This is a genomic window from Geminocystis herdmanii PCC 6308 (genome assembly GCF_000332235.1).
Lineage (GTDB): Bacteria > Cyanobacteriota > Cyanobacteriia > Cyanobacteriales > Cyanobacteriaceae > Geminocystis > Geminocystis herdmanii.
Genome location: NZ_CM001775.1, coordinates 1,874,899 through 1,892,606 on the forward strand (window position 1 = coordinate 1,874,899; position 17,708 = coordinate 1,892,606).

General features: G+C 34.8%; 16 protein-coding genes. 12 read left to right on the forward strand and 4 right to left on the reverse strand.

Annotation, left to right across the window (positions count from 1 at the left end; translation table 11 throughout):
- Positions 1-82: 82 nt before the first annotated feature.
- Both SYN6308_RS09445 and SYN6308_RS09450 read right to left on the reverse strand, forming a co-directional pair.
- Complete coding sequence (locus tag SYN6308_RS09445; protein ID WP_017294195.1) at positions 83-1,882, reverse strand: SLC13 family permease; 1,800 nt, start codon at positions 1,880-1,882, stop codon at positions 83-85.
- A gap of 252 nt (positions 1,883-2,134) precedes the next feature.
- Entirely contained in the window at positions 2,135-3,199 is a 1,065-nt protein-coding gene (locus SYN6308_RS09450) for a mannose-1-phosphate guanylyltransferase (protein ID WP_017294196.1), read from the reverse strand.
- Positions 3,200-3,616: 417 nt separating this feature from the next.
- Here SYN6308_RS09450 and rpiA point away from each other — a divergent pair, with 417 nt between their 5' ends.
- Positions 3,617-4,321, forward strand: a complete 705-nt coding sequence (gene rpiA, locus SYN6308_RS09455) for a ribose-5-phosphate isomerase RpiA (RefSeq protein WP_040466847.1) — start codon at positions 3,617-3,619, stop codon at positions 4,319-4,321.
- Between the two features lie 93 nt (positions 4,322-4,414).
- Here rpiA and SYN6308_RS09460 read toward each other — a convergent pair whose 3' ends face one another.
- The gene (locus tag SYN6308_RS09460) at positions 4,415-6,112 is read right to left on the reverse strand and encodes an alpha/beta hydrolase (protein ID WP_017294198.1); all 1,698 of its coding nucleotides are present in this window, start codon (positions 6,110-6,112) and stop codon (positions 4,415-4,417) included.
- A 155-nt stretch (positions 6,113-6,267) separates the two neighbouring features.
- On the opposite strand from SYN6308_RS09460, the gene SYN6308_RS09465 reads away from it, so the two are divergent.
- Complete coding sequence (locus SYN6308_RS09465) at positions 6,268-6,729, forward strand: DUF29 domain-containing protein (protein WP_017294199.1); 462 nt, start codon at positions 6,268-6,270, stop codon at positions 6,727-6,729.
- A 41-nt stretch (positions 6,730-6,770) separates the two neighbouring features.
- Here the strand turns inward: SYN6308_RS09465 and SYN6308_RS09470 are convergent, their stop codons facing one another.
- Complete coding sequence (locus SYN6308_RS09470; RefSeq protein WP_017294200.1) at positions 6,771-7,322, reverse strand: shikimate kinase; 552 nt, start codon at positions 7,320-7,322, stop codon at positions 6,771-6,773.
- A 376-nt stretch (positions 7,323-7,698) separates the two neighbouring features.
- Between SYN6308_RS09470 and SYN6308_RS09475 the strand changes: the two genes are divergently transcribed.
- From SYN6308_RS09475 to SYN6308_RS09520, 10 genes are all read left to right on the forward strand, one after another.
- The gene (locus SYN6308_RS09475) at positions 7,699-8,430 is read left to right on the forward strand and encodes a 2-phosphosulfolactate phosphatase family protein (RefSeq protein ID WP_017294201.1); all 732 of its coding nucleotides are present in this window, start codon (positions 7,699-7,701) and stop codon (positions 8,428-8,430) included.
- A 197-nt stretch (positions 8,431-8,627) separates the two neighbouring features.
- Positions 8,628-9,812: a nucleotide exchange factor GrpE gene (gene grpE / locus SYN6308_RS09480; RefSeq protein WP_017294202.1), complete on the forward strand. Its 1,185-nt coding sequence runs from the start codon at positions 8,628-8,630 to the stop codon at positions 9,810-9,812.
- Between the two features lie 39 nt (positions 9,813-9,851).
- Positions 9,852-12,983 carry an Hsp70 family protein gene (locus tag SYN6308_RS09485; protein ID WP_017294203.1) on the forward strand — a complete coding sequence of 1,044 codons (3,132 nt, stop codon included), beginning with the start codon at positions 9,852-9,854 and terminating at the stop codon, positions 12,981-12,983.
- Between the two features lie 272 nt (positions 12,984-13,255).
- Positions 13,256-13,582, forward strand: a complete 327-nt coding sequence (locus tag SYN6308_RS09490) for a 2Fe-2S iron-sulfur cluster-binding protein (RefSeq protein WP_017294204.1) — start codon at positions 13,256-13,258, stop codon at positions 13,580-13,582.
- A gap of 48 nt (positions 13,583-13,630) precedes the next feature.
- Positions 13,631-14,245 (forward strand): IS607 family transposase, encoded by a 615-nt coding sequence (locus SYN6308_RS09495; protein ID WP_017294205.1) that lies wholly within the window; start codon positions 13,631-13,633, stop codon positions 14,243-14,245.
- 151 nt (positions 14,246-14,396) lie between these two features.
- On the forward strand, positions 14,397-15,191 hold the full coding sequence (locus SYN6308_RS22225; protein WP_017294206.1) for an RNA-guided endonuclease InsQ/TnpB family protein: 795 nt from the start codon (positions 14,397-14,399) through the stop codon (positions 15,189-15,191).
- 219 nt (positions 15,192-15,410) lie between these two features.
- Positions 15,411-15,536: a photosystem II protein Y gene (locus tag SYN6308_RS09505; RefSeq protein WP_017294207.1), complete on the forward strand. Its 126-nt coding sequence runs from the start codon at positions 15,411-15,413 to the stop codon at positions 15,534-15,536.
- 35 nt (positions 15,537-15,571) lie between these two features.
- Complete coding sequence (mnmE, locus tag SYN6308_RS09510) at positions 15,572-16,951, forward strand: tRNA uridine-5-carboxymethylaminomethyl(34) synthesis GTPase MnmE (RefSeq protein WP_017294208.1); 1,380 nt, start codon at positions 15,572-15,574, stop codon at positions 16,949-16,951.
- A gap of 187 nt (positions 16,952-17,138) precedes the next feature.
- Positions 17,139-17,360, forward strand: coding sequence for an AbrB/MazE/SpoVT family DNA-binding domain-containing protein (locus SYN6308_RS09515; RefSeq protein WP_237741277.1), 222 nt, complete (start codon positions 17,139-17,141; stop codon positions 17,358-17,360).
- The gene (locus tag SYN6308_RS09520) at positions 17,354-17,698 is read left to right on the forward strand and encodes a type II toxin-antitoxin system PemK/MazF family toxin (RefSeq protein ID WP_017294210.1); all 345 of its coding nucleotides are present in this window, start codon (positions 17,354-17,356) and stop codon (positions 17,696-17,698) included. The genes SYN6308_RS09515 and SYN6308_RS09520 overlap by 7 nt, the downstream gene beginning before the upstream one ends.
- Positions 17,699-17,708 lie beyond the last annotated feature (10 nt).

The window sequence follows — 17,708 nt, forward strand, 5'->3', positions numbered from 1 at the left end:
TTTATGTGACTAATTTTTTAAGCTCGATCGACTATTATACTCTGTAAATCAAATTTTCACTTGAGAAACGACATTACAACAGTTAAATGCCGTAAATTTTCATGACTAATAAAGGAACAATAATAGTTAAAGTAATTGTCAAAGGTAAACCAACACGGGTATAGTCTAAAAATTTATAACCACCGGGAGCGTATATCATTGTATTGGTTTGGTATCCGATCGGAGCTAAATAACTATTAGAAGCCGCAAACGTTACCACATACATAAAAGATAAAGCATCTAATCCCATACTTTCAGCAACCTTAACCGCAATGGGTATCATTAAAACCACTGCAGCATTATTCGATAAAACCTCCGTTAACATGGAAGTCGAAAAATAGAATAACACGAGAATCCAATAAGGAGAGAAATTTCCAGCTACTCTTAACAAATTGTCTGCTAACCATTGATTTGTACCCGAATTATCCATAGCAATACCAAGGGGGATTAATCCTGCTAATAAGAAAATAATATCCCATCGTACCGAGCCATAAATTTCCCCCGGTTTAAGACATCCAGTAATTACCATTAAGATAACCCCTGCTAAACTACTGACTAAAATCGGTACAATATCAAAAGCGGAAATTAAAATAACTCCCACAATAATCCCTAAAGAAATCCAAACTTTTTCTTGTCTTAAACTTTCCCTATTTTTTTCTTCTAAAACTAATAATTCCCTAGTAGTTTGTAAACCAATAAAACTCTCTTTTGGTGCTTGAATTAATAATAAATCTCCAAATTTTAAAGTAACTTTTCCTAGTCTTTCTCTAATTAACTCTTCTCCTCGTCTAATAGCTAATACTGTACAATTATACCGTTGACGAAAACGCAAATCTTTTAAAGTTGTACCAATTAAACGAGAATTAGATAGTATTAAAACCTCTGCAATTTTTTCTGCTTCTTGACTATTTTCTTTCTCCATTTCTGTTGAGTTAAATTTAAAATCTGCTAAAATTTCTACTCCTCTTTCATCTTTAATATTAAGTAAACTATTGCGACTTCCTCTGACTAATAAAATATCTCCTAAAGCTAAAACTTTGTCAGCTAAGGGGGGGGGGAAATGCTCATCGTTACGGATTATTTCTAAGACATCTAAATCAAATTTTCTCTGAATTTCACTACTGCGTAATGTTTGCCCGATTAAACTGGAGTTAGGGGGAATAATCATTTCACTGACGTATTCTTTTAATTCGTAATCTTCACTTAAAGACTCTCCTCCTGCTGGTTTTCTGGCAGGTAATAATTTTGGGGCGGCTAAAGAAATATAAACTAAACCAATAAAGAAGACGGGTAAACCTAAAGCGGTAAATTGAAAGATAGTAAACTCAGGATAGCCTAATTGTACGGCGACACCACTGGCTAAAATGTTGGTAGATGTGCCGATTAGAGTAATTAACCCTCCTAATATTGTCATAAAAGACATGGGAATTAAGAGTTTAGAAACGGAGGTTTTTGTTTGTTTACTCCATTGTTCGACGATGGGCAAAAAAATCGCTACCACTGCGGTATTATTGATAAAAGCACTAATAGGTCCTACTACCATTCCTAAGGTGAAAATCTGTCGAGAGGGGTTTTTTCCTCCCCACTTAATTAACCAATCTCTAACTACGTTTAAGATTCCTGTTTTGGTGATACCTGCGCTAAGGATAAACATTGCCATAACGGTAATAGTGGCGGAGTTGCCGAATCCTGAGATACCTTCATTGGGGGTTACTAATCCTAATAACATTAACACTACTGTAATAGATAAAGCGGTTAAGTCAACGGGCAACCATTCAGCGATGAAGGCGATTAAGGCAATGATTAAAACGGTGATGGTGAGAAAGATTGGTGATATATCCATTTTTAAGAATTAAAAATTAAAAATTAAGAATGAGGAATGAAGAATGGGATAGATGTTAATCAATAGACATCTCCATTAATTCTGAAAACAAGGGCTGAAGCCCTTACTACAAACAAATGAAAAATAAATGTGGAAGGGTTGAATATTATTCAACCCCTACAAGGAAATAAAATTTTTTTCTGGCAAAGTCTATGACTTATTCTTAACTTAGGATACAATCTTATCTTATGTTCGATCGAACTGGAGAAAATTTTAAAGAAAATTTTGACTCTCTTTTTTTTGTTGCAAAAGTTTCAAGGCTTTTTTGATGTCTTGGGTTTTATTTTTGTTAACTACTAGGGTTGCGTTACCCTGTCTAACTATCACCACATCTTCTAAGCCTATCGTCATAATAATTTCATCCTCTTGATTGTTATAAATAATCGAGTTATTTGTCTCGAAATTGATATGATTGCCGATGACGATGTTATTATCTTCACTGGTTAATAATCTTTCTAAGGCATTCCAATCGCCTAAATCATCCCAATCAAAATCGGCGGGGATGATATGCGCAAGGGTGGTTTTTTCCATTAAGGCGTAATCAATGCTAATTTTTTCGAGATTGTTATAGGCTTGTTTTCCTTTTTCTTGCAATGGTTGTAAAATTTCGGGCGCATATTTAGCTAATTCTTTTAATACCACTTGGGTTTTAAAGATAAACATTCCGCTATTCCAACTATATCTACCCGTGGCAATAAATTTTTCGGCAGTAGTTCGATCGGGCTTTTCGGTAAAACGAGTTACTCTATAAATGGGGGTATTGTCTTTTTCTGTGGCAACTTCTCCTTGCTCAATATAGCCGTAACCCGTGCTAGGATAATCAGGTTTGATACCTAAAGTCATAATGACTTCGTTTTGGTTCGCAAAATTAACCCCAAGATTGATGATTCTCTCAAATTCTGGTTGATTACCAATATAATGATCGGCTGGGAAAAAGCCGATAACGGAGTCTTCTCCATAGTGACTATTAATATATAGACTAGCCCAAGTGATGGCGGGGGCGGTGTCTTTTCCTTCGGGTTCGACTAAAATATTCTCTATAGGTAATTCTGGTAATTGTTGCTTGACTCCTTCGGCTAATAATTCGGAGGTGATGACGATGATATTTTCCCAACCTCCTGCTAAGGATAGTAAACGAAGGGCGGTATTTTGTAATAAACTTTTTCCAGTTCGATCGAGACAAAGAAATTGTTTAGGATATTGTAAACGACTTAGAGGCCAAAATCTTTCGCCTTTGCCTCCGGCTAAAATCACGGGGATAAATTTTTGAGTAGTCATATCAGGATTAAATTATTCGTAACAAGGGCATTAGACTTCTTGCAGAAGTGGAGTAATGAGTAATGAGTAATAAGTTAATAAATTTATATTTTTCACCCTAAAACAGATTTTACTTTTTATTTTGCAAGGGGTCTATTATTTCCTGTTCATTTTCTACTGTCAACTATCCTCTGTCAACATTAAACCCTACCTGAAAAAGCGGCAAACCTTGTACCCGTAGGTGCAAACCTTGTACCCGTAGGTGCAAACCTTGCACCCGTAGGTGCAAACCTTGCACCCCTACTTGAATACTTTGTTTTCTGTGGGCAAGGGTTGAATATTATTCAAGCCCTACAAACTTGCCTATTCTTCATTCCCTTGTTAATCGATCGACAATCACAGATAATGGTCAAATATTAATTATCTTAAAATGTAACTATGACTACAGACCCAGTAATAATAATGAAACAAGAAGTAGGCAAAATCGCTGCTTCTAAGGTACAATCTAATTCGATCGTAGGACTGGGAACAGGTTCAACTACAGCCTACGCCATTCAATATATCGGGGAAAGACTAGCTAACGGTGATTTAACTAATATTGTTGGTATTCCGACTTCCTTTCAAGCGGAAGTTTTAGCTAAACAATACGGTATTCCTTTAACGACTCTGGATGCGATCGATCATATAGATGTCGCCATTGATGGTGCAGACGAAGTTGATCCTCACAAAAACTTAATCAAAGGGGGAGGCGCTGCGCATACTAGGGAGAAAGTAGTGGACAGTTTAGCAAAAGAATTTATCGTAGTGGTAGATGGTGGTAAGTTAGTTGATCAGTTAGGCTCAACTTTTTTGTTACCTGTAGAAGTTATCCCCATGGCGGTTACTCCTGTGATGCGTCAATTAGCGGATTTAGGCGGTAAACCTGAGTTAAGAATGGGTATCAGAAAAGCTGGTCCAGTGGTGACAGATCAAGGTAATCTAGTTATTGATGTTAAGTTCGATCGCATTGACAACCCTGCGGAGTTAGAAATGAAAATTAATAACCTACCCGGAGTATTGGAAAATGGTTTATTTGTCGGAGTTGCCGATGTAATTCTTGTCGGAGAAATTATCGATGGAAAACCCTCGGTGAGAGAGTTTTAACTTAGTTAGGTGTTGGGTATAGCCCTTTCAATTCTTATAGTAAAAGGCTGAATCTAACACCTAGTATTCACCCAAAAAGCTAGGAGGTAACGCCTAATTTTTTGAAAGTTGTGTGCCAAAAATTAATTGGTAATTATTATTAATAAATTGTGCAAATTTCTCTTGTAGAATAGGTGCTGATTTATCGGTAATAATATGGGTTTTAAATTCTTGCCCTTCGCTTAAATGTTTCCCGTAAGCTGATTGAAGATAAACTCGGTAATTTTCATCGTTTTGTAAGTGGGTTTGAAAAAAGGCTAAAGCCATAGAATTAGTGTAACTTTCTAATAGGTAGGGTGCAGGAAGAGTTAAATTGCCTACGGTATTCACCAAGTCTGTAATACCCGCATCTAACTGGGAAAAGTCCACATGGGCTTGACCTTCTTGTAATTGAAAATAAGTATCTGTACTGTTAATATGGGGAAAAGTTCGTGCTTGTTCAAAAACGAAGGGAGTCGCTGGATCGTAGCTACCTGCTGCCACAAAAGTGGGTATAGTGACGTTATTTAATCCTTTTGCCCCAAAAATGGCGGCGTTGACGGCATTAACGGTAAAAACGGCTTTAACTCTCGTATCTCGAAAATCATAGTCTTTTCTGGGTAGATTTAAGGCACGACATTGTAATAATAGGGCATTATTCAAATTGCCAAAGGCTAAATTACAGGCATTTTCTAGGTTGTCAAAGTCAATTTTTGCTCCTCCTACTGCTAAGGCTGTATAACCGCCAAAGGAATGCCCCCCTACTCCTACATTGTCTAAGTTTAAGTTACCGCCAAATTGACTGGGATTTAAACGGGTTAATTCGTCTAATAAAAATGTTATATCTAAAGGTCGATCGATAAATTCTTCTAGGATAAATATTTGACGGGAAAATCCTGCTAGAAAATTCTCGGTTTGTTTTATATCACTACCTATATGCTGAGGCATGGCGACAACATAACCGTAAGAGGCTAAATGTTTGGCGATGGAGGCAAAATCTTCGGGACGAGAACTTAAACCGTGAGAAAATATAATGACAGGGGTATTTGCGGTTAACTGTTGCGGTTGATATAATTCCACATAAAATCGGCGATTTCTTTTTTGATCAAATAGATTTAAGGTGGTGTTAGTAACTGCTTTTGAGCCTTGTTGACGAATGTCTGGTAATTTACTAAAGTCCATGTTACCTGCAGATTCAGCTTCGATCGAGGCTAAATTAGCTATTTCCGTGGCGAAAAACTCACTACCTTCAATCACTAAATTAACTTGCTCTACATACCTTAAAACTTGACGGATATTAAGCTGAACATCAACGGATATATTCTGAATCACATTCATTAAACTTAAACCGTCTTTTTCCATAGCGGCTTTAACTAAAGCTCCCCGAAGAATATATCTACCATTACGCCCTCCCCTTACGTTGATAACTGAACCAAAATAGTTAAGTAATCGTTCCCCTTCATAAGTGTTCAAAATACGAGAAATTAAAGTAGGATCAACTTGTACGGGAGTAGTTAAGGCTTTGCGGAATAAGGCAGTTTGTTCTTCATCAACCCTAGCCAGATTGAGATAAAAACCTAAATTTTGGTTAACTGTACCATCAAGGGCGAATTGTTCTAAAGATTCTACCCGTAAGTTAGCAATAAATGGACTGTAAACAAAGAAAATACTATCAGCAGAATAGACTTTTTTAATGTCTAATACCCCTAAACTGAGAAGACTTAAAGTTATAGCGGTGAGTTTACGAGAAAAAGATCGATCGAAAAAGCTCATACAAAATTTAAAGGATAATTTATTATTTATTATCAATGAAAAAAGCAAGATGAAAACATAATTATTGAATAGACGATCGAGCCTTCTTATTACAAAACTTAACCCGATAGAAATAATCTATAATTAAAGTCACTCAAAAATAGGAGGATATGGTAATGGTAGCCCAATTAATCAAAAACCAAACAAATTTGTACGATACTGACTATCATCTTTGGATATTAGAAACCGTTAAAAAACTAGAAAATGGTGATTTTAATTCTGTAGATTGGGAAAATTTAATTGAAGAGGTATTAGGTTTGAGTCGAAGTGATAAAAGAAAACTGGAAAGTCTGTTAATGAGGTTAATGGAACATCTTTTGAAGTTGGGTTATTGGGAATTAGAAAAAGAAACAAATAAAGGGCATTGGCAAGGAGAAATCCGTAATTTTCGTAAACTAATCAAAAAAGAATTAAAAGCGAGTCCGAGTCTTAAACGCTATTTACAAGAGATATTTGAAGAATCTTATCAAGATAGTCGAGAAATTGTCAGCGATAAATCTCAACTACCTCTTAATACCTTTCCCGAAAAGCCCATAGCATCTTTAGAAGAAATTCTCGATGAAAACTGGCTTCCCTAATCCCCCTAATCCCCCAATCCCCCAATCCCCCAATCCCCCAATTAATTCATATCGGGATTAAATTCGGGTTTCACATGGTGGGGAATTTCTGTGAATATCTTATTAACAATATCCTCTGGAGTATCTCGATCGAACACAGTAATAATAATATCAGCTTGTTGATATAAATACTCTCTCTGTTGTCTCAAATCCGTCAATTTAGTCACTAAATCTTCTTCTTGTAATAATGGGCGAGTGTTGTCTTCTGCCAGTCTTTCAGTTAAAACATCAATAGGTACATCTAACCAAATCACCATACCATCCCGTAAATGACTCCAGTTGTCTTGACGAAGAATGATACCTCCCCCCGTAGCGATAACAGTGCGAGTATAAGCAGAAACTTCTTTTAACACATCATTTTCTAAGGTACGAAAACTAGCCTCCCCTTCCTCCGCAAAAATTTGCGTAATGGTTTTATTACTAAGGGTTTCAATAATGGCATCGGTATCTAAAAAACGATAATGTAACTTTTTAGCCAATAATTCACCTACGGTAGTTTTTCCCGAACCCATCATACCAATTAAATAAACATTTAATCCTCTTAAAATATCCATTAACAATAATTAAACCTCTTGAGAAAATAAAAATAATTTACCACAAAACAAAAATTCTCCCTTATTTGATTAAGAATAAATTTGTTTAATTTTGTCTATACCAAGTCTCAAAACCTTGATTTTTCATTCTTTAACCTAATACCTAAGCTAAAACGCATTTAACTTGCATTTTTTACTAATTTTTAAAATGGCTACAACTCTTAATTATTGCCTCTTGCCTTTTGCCTTTTGCCTACCGTTATCAGTAAACTTAGATGCGTCCTAGCTTAACACCTTCTTCCGTCAAAACACTTTTTCAGCAACGTCTATGTTGAAAATGAAAGTTTCTATGATATAATCCCCTAGTCCTAATTAATATATCATTGCCTAATTTACCGTGAAAATTTCTGTTTATCATACCCCAGAATCTACTCCCGATAATGATATTCCTGATTGTGCCATCGTGATTGATGTATTGAGAGCTACAACAACTATTAATACTGCTTTAAATAATGGTGTAAAATCTGTCAAGGCTTTTAGTGATGTAGATTTATTATTAGCAGAAAGTAGTCTTTTACCAAGGGATTCCTATTTAACTTTAGGGGAAAGAGGAGGTAAAAAAGTCGATCGATGCGATTTTGGTAATTCTCCTTTAGACTGTACTAGGGAAACTGTGGCAAATAAACAATTATTTATTACTACAACTAACGGCACTCGTGCGTTACAAAGAGTTAAAGAGGCTTCTACTTTAATCACAGGAGCGATTATTAATTATAGTGCCGTGGTGAATTATGTAAAAACAGCACAACCTGAAACTGTTTGGTTACTTGGTTCGGGATGGGAAGGTGGTTATTCTTTAGAGGATACCGTATGCGCAGGAGCGATCGCATCTGGATTAGTTGATTTAAGTGATACGGAGTCGATTGGTAATGATGAAGTAGTAGCTTCGATCGCGCTGTATCATCAATGGAAAGATAATTTATTGGGATTATTTCGTTTATCCAGTCATGGACAAAGATTATTAAAATTAAATTTAGATGATGATTTAAAATATTGTTCTGAGCCTAATATTATCTCTACTTTTGGCATCCAAACCGAAAAAGGTGTTTTGACTTTACATACTACTTAAGACTTCAAACGCTAAAATAAGTGTTTTTTGTGATATTTTTTGTAATTAAATTTTTTTTTGCCAAAATTTGCATAAATTAGGAAAGTTCTCCTGATAAGTAAATAAGAATGAAAATTTATCCATAATCAGATTTTTCCTGATAGGTAAGTCTCAATTGGATAAGTTGTTCACTTTTTACTATATTAAGGAGTTTTTTCATGAACGATCGATCGAATCCAGAGAATAAACCATTAAAAGCTACGGAAAGAGTCAGTAATACAAAACCAAAACCTCGTCTTTTTTCTCAAGAGGAGTTAAATTCATCTCCTTGGGGAAAATTCATCTTATTTTTAAATCAATCTTACGATAATTTTATTCCTCATAATTTTGATAAACAAAAAAGACAATTAAAAATAGTAGAAATTCAGAAAAAAATTCTTACAATTTTAGAAAGTAAACAATATCAGACGTGGAATAATTTACTTGATAATCTGGATTTTAATGATTATGAATATGATATTGCTGAAAATTTCTGTTTTCATCTTTCTCACAAATATTCCGATGATAATATTGAAAAATTTTTGGAAAAATGGGAAAATTATTTGACTAATTTTGTCAGTTTATTTGAACATTATTTTAACAATATTGAAGCCCCAGATTTAGTTAAATTAAATCAAATAGCAGATATTATTGATCAATTTAATAAGTCGAAAGAACGTACTTTTTGGTTTATTATTTTGTTACCTAAATTTATCGATGATAACTCTAAAAAAATATTAATTAACTGTATTGGTTATCAAGAAATAATTAAGTTTGGGGCTTTTGAAGACTTAAAAGAATTTGGTTATAAACTACAAAAAAAGTTTGCTTTAACTCGTACCGCTATTAAAGATCGTACTGCTCAAAATTTAGTACAGGAATTAGGGGAAGTTGAGAGTAAATTTAAGGGCGAAATACAACAGCTAGAATTGAAGATTAAACAGTTAGAAAATGAGTTAGAAGAAACTCAAAGAAATTCTTTTCAAAATGCTGTTTATGATTTGGCAAAATCTTTACAGGATAATCAACAACAACCAGTATTAAGTCAATTATTTATTCTTTATAAAAAGCTAGATAATTGTTTAGAAAATAATGAGAGTTTATCCCCTACGGATACTTTAACTTACTTTATCACGATCGAATCTTTATTGACGGCATTTAAACAGTTAAATATTAGTCAATTTCCCGAAAAAATTGAGGGAACTTTTGAGATTACGGGGGAAGATTTAGATAACAATAAATATAACTACACATCTGGCTCTCAATTTGTGAGTAAAGACGATAAAAAAATTGTCAAATGTATTGCCCCCGGTTGGAAAGTGGACGATCGAATTGTGACTCCTGCCAAAGTAGAAGAAGCATAATTAATAATATTAAAAACTAGCAAAAAAGGTACAAAAAATATGAATAGAATTGCAATTTTATTGGATTTAGATAACATTAAACCTAAGTTAGATATAGTCGAAGATATTTGTAAAAAACACGGCTCGATCGTCATGCGTCGTGCCTTTTCTAATACCCCTTCGGTTTTAACTGCCTATGGTAGTAAATTTCGAGAATTTGACTATCGTTTTGAATTAACCCCCGGTTTAACCCCCGTATCTCAAGAGGTGGACAATCTCATTTTTCAAACCGCAGAAGAATTAATTAACAATAGTAAATTAAACATTAATACCATTGCTATAGTAAGCAATGATAATGATTATTCTCGCTTATTTAATAAACTTAAATCTCGAAAAATTAAAACGATTATTATAGGTACAAATATCGGCAATAAATGTCGTGAAACTGCTGATTATGTAGAGATTCTCAAGGATGTAATGCGATCGCAATGTGTCGGCATCGATTTAGGCACGACAAACACAGTTATTTCTTTGACAACCTTTAATGAAATGACGAAGCAATATAACGCTGCAGTGTTAGAAGTTCCTTTGAAAGACGAAAATTCTAGTCTCGTACGCAAAGCAACCATCCCCTCTAGTGTCAGATTCAACAGTCTTGACAATGGAGAAATCGGAGGGCATATTAAAAATAACGCCTATGCTTTCCGAGATCAAACTATTTTGGCATGGAAACATAACATGGGGGATTCCGATAACGGGAAACCCTTTTATTATCAACTTACATCGGGAGAAATTACTCCAGAAATGGCGGCTTCTCAAGTGTTGGCTTTTTGTCGTCATCACTTATTAGAAAGATATGGTAGTGTGGAAGGAGTCGTCATTACTCATCCAGCTTCCTATGAATCCGATGCCATTGAAGCCACCCGTAAGGCAACCGTGTTGGCAGGTTGGCAAGAAGCTGAAGTTGTTTTGTTATCTGAACCTCAAGCCGCTTTATACGATTTCCTTCACTCCATGCAAAAAGGCGATATTCCTCCTCGTTTTGATGTGAATACTCCTTCTAATATTATGGTGTATGACTTAGGTGGCGGTACTTTAGATGTTACTCTCCACGAGGTACAATGGTCAGACAAGCATAATAATTTTGTAATTAATGATATTGCGATCGGCTCTCGCACAAGGGTAGGGGGAGACAAAATAGATAAATTAATCGCTGATTATATCTTAGATTATGGTTTGAATAATGTTGAAATATCTAGCGTCGATCGAGATAAATTAAGTTATGAATTGCCCATTTATGCAGAAAAATTCAAGAAATTATGGGGAGGAGAATATATTTATGCAAGGGAGAAACAAGACTTTAAAATGTCCTTTCAAGGGACTTTTTTAGAAGGAAATGTCCCCATTCGTCACAATATCGACACAGAAAAAATGAAAGGTATTTTACAAGAATTATTATGCCCAGATTTAACCATTGATTTACTAGAAAGTATGAATCCCGATACTGCCTTTAATGAGAGTCCTTTTGTCGATCGATTTGATACCTTTATTGTACCGATTTTGGACGTATTATTAAAAGCTAAAGCTACTTTAAAACAAGTGCCGAAAGTAGATGCAATTTTACTTAATGGCGGGATGACTTATTTTCCCTTAATTAAAGAAAGATTAAGAGAATTTTTCGGAGATATTTTGATTCTCGATGAAGGAAATCCAGATTTAGCAGTAGCGAGAGGAGCTAGTTTATTTGCTTCGGGAGCTTTAACTTCCGTTGAAAGAGTAAACCCAACAAATATTTATTTAGAAGCCATTACTAATGGTAATAGTAAACTAAATTTATTAATTGCTCAAGGACAAAAATACCCCTATAAAACCTGTATCAAAGATACTTTTAAATTACCTCAAAAAGATTCAGGTAATTTGATGTTTAAAATCTGGGTAGGTATGGGTAATAAAATTAATATTAATACCAAACAAGAACGATCGAGACAAGTGGCATTAAAAAATATTTTTGCCTCTAATTTAAAACAAGGAGATTTGTTAGATTTAGAAGTAGAATATACCTTTGATGAAAGACTATTATTAACCTTAGTTTCTCAAAAAAATCAAAACGCCAGATTTAAAATTGAGGTTGCTTCAGATTCCCATGATGTAGAGGAAATTATCAAAATTTCTAATCCGATTAATCTACAAACTCTTATCCCACAAATATCCCGTACTCGTCACGGAAAAACTATTGAGCCTAATCTTCGAGTTGATTTTAAACATTGGGAAGATGTTGCCATTCAATTAGATAAAAATTTTAATAATGGCAGACTACACGATCGAAGACGAGATTTAGTCAAGCAAACTACAATAGCCGTTAATCGTAGTCAAATCATCGATGATTTAATTCGTTGGTTAGAAATTGATAATTTTTTCAACTCTCCTTCCTTTGCCACTAAAACTGTGGTTGCTGTATCCTCTTTAGGAGAAATTCTTTCATCCATTAACCTCGATGAATCTCCCAATGTTAAAGCATCTGAAGGTAAGTTAGAACAATGGGTACAAATGAAAATTAATCAAGACTTAAACCGATCGGACGATCGATTATACCAAGCCATTGTCAACTTACCCGGTAAATTATATTGGAGTGGTTTTGATCAAAAATTGATTGAAGGGTTTAAATGTTTTCAAACAGAAGCAAAAGCCTTAGTCTTTTTAAATTCCCTCGGTAAATGTGGAGAATGTAATACTTATAATTTAAACTTTTTACGCCATGTCATCAAAACAGGGAAGCACATGGCACATCGGCAAAAAGCCTCTTGGGCTTTAGCTCGTTTAATCAGCCCTGGGCAACCTTTACAATGGCGTATTGATTTTAAAGAGGTAAATTCGATCGCACAATTTGCCCTTGATCAATTATATGGCATCACAAAACAACCTCAAGTAGCATTAGATTTATTAAGTTGTTTATCTCAATGTTTAGCGTGGCAACTATTAGACTATCAATTAGAAACATCTATTTATCAGCGAGTAGGGCAATTAAAAACAACAGAGTTGCCAGTTTATGGTAATCTCAGTGGTTTTTCTCACATTGAATCGGTATTCAAAAATCGATTAGATTTATTATCCAAAATGTTAGACATTAACACTATCTCTGATAAAGATTCCACAGAAATTAAACAGTGGCTATTAGAATCCATTAAAGAATAATTCCCATGGTTTATTACTTAGGGTTTGCTGAATAAGTCAGAAAACTATAAAAATCAAAGGTTTAGACATAATACATTAACCAAAAGCTGATTTCTGAGTCATTATTTAGTCATAAGTAAAATAAAAATATAGTAATTCTATTTTATAAGTGGTAAGTATTTACTCATTACTCAGAAATCGTTTTTTATCCCACCCATTTTTTCCCTCACCCCACCGAGCATCTCTTTACTGATACAATTAAAGATTGTGAATAAATATATAAAAAAATTTTTATGACTAATATCTATACGGTAGAAATTATTAATGAAGGTAAAACTTATACTTTACAAGTACCTGAAGATCAAAAAATATTAGATGTAGCCGATCGAGAAAACGTACAAATACCTAATTCTTGCAATGCGGGAGTTTGTACGACTTGTGCCGCCAAGATTATTTCTGGAGAAGTTGAACAAGGAGAAGGCATGGGCTTATCTCCTGAGTTACAAGCCGAAGGTTACGCTTTATTGTGTGTGTCTTATCCTCGTTCTAATTTGAAAGTAGAGACAGGGAAGGAAGATGAAGTGTACGATCGACAATTTGGTAGAGCGATTGACTTTTAACGAAAAACTTACTAAACTTAGTTATAGTTTACTATATAGTTAAGTTTTATGGTTTATAGACCCCATGAATTTGCCAAATTAATTGGAAGATCGGTTTCAACCCTTAGAAGATGGGATTTTGAAGGAAGGTTAGTCGCAAAAAGAACCATTGGAAATCAACGTTATTACGATGAAAATGATTTACAATTAGCACTTAATCTTCCTACTTCTTTGGATGAAAGAAAAACTGTTGTTTATTGTCGAGTATCTTCATCAGGGCAAAAGGATGATTTAAACTCCCAAATTAAAGCGATGGAATCTTTTTGTTTAGGTGGTGGGATTCCAGTAGATGAGTGGATTACAGAAATCGACGGAGGATTAAACTTTAAGCGTAAAAAGTTTTTATTGATTATGAAAGGTATTAGACTGGGGGAAATTAATCATTTAATTGTCGCCCATAAAGACCGATTAGTTCGCTTTGGCTTCGACTTTTTTGAAGAATATTGTCAATGGTACGGCTGTAAATTAACCGTAGCAAATCAACAATCCTTATCTCCAGAACAAGAAATGGTAGAAGATTTGTTAGCTATTGTTCAGACTTTTTCTTGTCGTTTATACGGTTTAAGAAGCTACTCAAAAAAACTTCAAGAAATCTTAACAACTGATACTTTACAATCTCCCTAGATATTGTTATACTTCATTAAGTTAGTAAAGTTTAATTATTATGTTTAGTCTTAAGCTAGAACTGAAATTAAATAACAAAGAGAAAACTCTTATGGCATAGCACGCTGGGTTCTCTCGCTTTGTTTATAATTATGGTTTAGCGTTAATGGGAATGATTAATCATCAGGAAATTAAGGGAAGTTCTAGCTATAAGATTGACACTATTAAAAAATTATTTACTAACTACACTAAGAAGCAACCAGAATATGCTTGGTGTAATAATCTTAGTTCTAGGGTATATCAAAATGCTTTTCGAGATTTGAAAACTGCCTATTCACGGTACTTTCAAGGGTTAGGGGAGCAACCTGTCTTTAAAAGGAAGAAAGATAAACAATCATTTAGAGTCGAGTCGAGTAATGGTAAAGTATTATTAGAAGCAGGAAAAATCATCAAAATACCAACTTTAGGTACTTTTAGATTGAAGGAGGCAATTCCTTTTTCTTGTGTTTCTCAAACTTTTACTATTAGTAAATCGGCGGATAAATGGTTTGTTAGTTTCTCTATTGATGGGGATAGATTACCACCGAGAATCCATCCCGTAATTGAACCTGTTGGCATTGACTTAGGCTGTAAAACTTTTGCGACTCTAAGTGATGGAAATGTAGCTGATTTGGGAATGTATGAGTTTAAACGTCAACTAACTTATAAAGCTCTGTGGTATGCTAATCGTGTTGATATAATCGATCAATGGTATCCATCGTCAAAAAAATGTAGTAATTGTGAGCAGAAAAAAGAAACTTTGTCTTTGTCTGACAGGCTATATACTTGTGATGAGTGTGGTTTTGAGTGTGATCGTGATTTGAATGCCTCGATCAACTTGGAAAAAGCACCTGAAGAAGTAATTATAGAAAAAATAGGTTGGGTTACAGCCGAATTAACGTCTGTGGACAGTATCAAGCCGACTTGACTGGTAGAAGCAGAAAGTAAACGCTATAGTGAGTAACTATAGATAAGTTTTATATAACAGTAAGCTAAGAATTGAGAATTGAGAATTGAGAATGGAAAATTAATAACGAAGTGATTTGTTGTTAATTGTTCATTGTTAATTGTTAATTGATTTAATAATTGCAACAAATGTTATCATTTTTCTAATAAAGAGAATTATTAAATACTGGAGTATAAGATTATGGATTTTGATTGGAGATTATTAGTTGTTCTATTACCTTTAGGAGTTGCTGGTGGTTGGGCAGTTTATAACATTGGTGCATTAGCTATCACTCAAGCACAAAAATTCTTAAAAAAACAAAGCTAAGTTAAGAATGAGGAATTAGGAATAAGGAATTAGAAATGAAAAACATAGTTCAACAAGAAACAATAGTGGCGATAGCTTCCGCCGTTGTACCGAATCAAGGTAGTATCGGCATCGTCAGGTTAAGCGGTGTCACTGCCTTAGAGATTACTCAAAAAATTTTTATACCCCAAGGTAAGCCGTCTTGGAAATCCCATCAAATCCTTTACGGTTATATTCAACATCCTGATACCCAACAAATTATCGATGAAGTTTTAGTATTATTGATGTTATCTCCTCGATCGTACACTAGAGAGGATGTCATCGAGATTCATTGTCACGGGGGAATTATTCCTGTACAGCAAATATTGGAATTGTGTTTGGAATGCGGTGCAAGACTTGCTAATGCAGGAGAGTTTACTTTAAGAGCCTTTTTAAATGGTAGAATCGACTTAACCCAAGCTGAAAGTATCTCAGAAATTGTCGGGGCAAAATCTCCTCAAGCCTCCCATGTTGCTTTATCAGGATTACGGGGAAAACTGGCGCAACCCATTCGAGAAATGCGCTCTAGTTTACTCGATATTTTGGCGGAAGTTGAGGCAAGAATTGACTTTGAAGACGATTTACCTCCCCTTGATGAAGCGCAAATTAGAGAGGATTTAGAAGTTAGTCTGTCTCAAGTTAAACACATTTTAGCCACAAAAGATCAAGGGGAGTTGTTGCGTAGTGGGGTAAAAGTTGCGATCGTAGGTCGTCCAAATGTAGGTAAATCAAGCCTTTTAAATGCTTGGAGTAAAACCGATCGAGCTATTGTCACGGATTTACCCGGAACGACTCGTGATGTGGTAGAATCTCAGTTAGTGGTGCAAGGTATCCCCATTCAAGTTTTAGATACCGCAGGAATCAGGGAAACGGAAGACACTGTAGAAAAAATTGGGGTTGCTCGATCGTTACAAGCGGTATCCCAAGCGGATTTAATTTTATTTACCATCGATGCTAGTGTCGGATGGACTCTGGAGGATGAAGAAATTTATCGACAAATCAAAGACTTAAATCTGATCCTCGTCATCAATAAAACCGATATAGCACCATCAGAAGGGGTCAAATACCCCGATGAAATTAATCAAATAGTACCCACCGCAGGGGCACTCAATCAAGGCATATACGCCCTAGAAACTGCCATCATTGACACCATTAAAAAGGGAGAAACCACCGCAGGAGATTTAGATATTGCCATTAATCAACGTCAAGCCGCCGCCCTAACTCGTGCTAAAATTGCCCTGATTCAAGTACAAGAGACAATGGAAAATCAGTTACCCCTAGATTTTTGGACTATTGATTTACGCATTGCCATTCAAGCATTAGGGGAGATTACAGGGGAAGAAGTGACAGAATCTGTACTCGATCGAATTTTTAGCCGTTTTTGTATAGGGAAATAAGAAGTGAACTACCCGTTTCTAGCACCGATTAATCAAGTTATATCATAAACCTTAACACCTTCCTTCATCAAAAAAACTTTTTAACCAACCCCTAATTATCGATGAAAAACGGTTCTTGATTTTGGTATATTTAATGTATAAACCAACGATCTCAAACCAAAACTATATGATTACCCAGAAAATTTGTATGTGGGGAAATTCATTGGGAATTAGACTTCCTCAAGCCATAACTCAGCAAGTGAAATTACAAGAAGGGGAATTATTAAATATTGTTATTGAAGATAATAAAATTATCCTTACTCCAGCAAAACCAAAATATACCCTTGAGGAATTGCTGAAAAATGCCACCTCTGTCATGCAACATGATGAATTAGATTGGGGAGAATCTGTGGGAGAAGAAATGTGGTAAAAATTGATAATCGTATCCCCCAAAGAGGTGATATTATCAAACTCGAATTGAATCCTCGTACTGGTAGTGAACAATCAGGGTATCGTCCTGCTTTTGTTATATCTCCTATTACTTATAATCAAGTTTCTAAAATTATTTTAATTTGTCCGATTACCAGTCGTAAAAAAGGATGGGTTTTTGAAGTAGAATTACCGCCAGAAATGCAAACTCGTGGAGTGGTTTTAGTTGATCAAATTAGAGCTGTGGATTGTATCGCTAGACAAACTACTTTTGTTGAAGAATCCCCCTCATTTTTAATTGATGAAGTTTTAGCTAAATTACAAACTTTAGTAGCTTAAATAAAGTTAA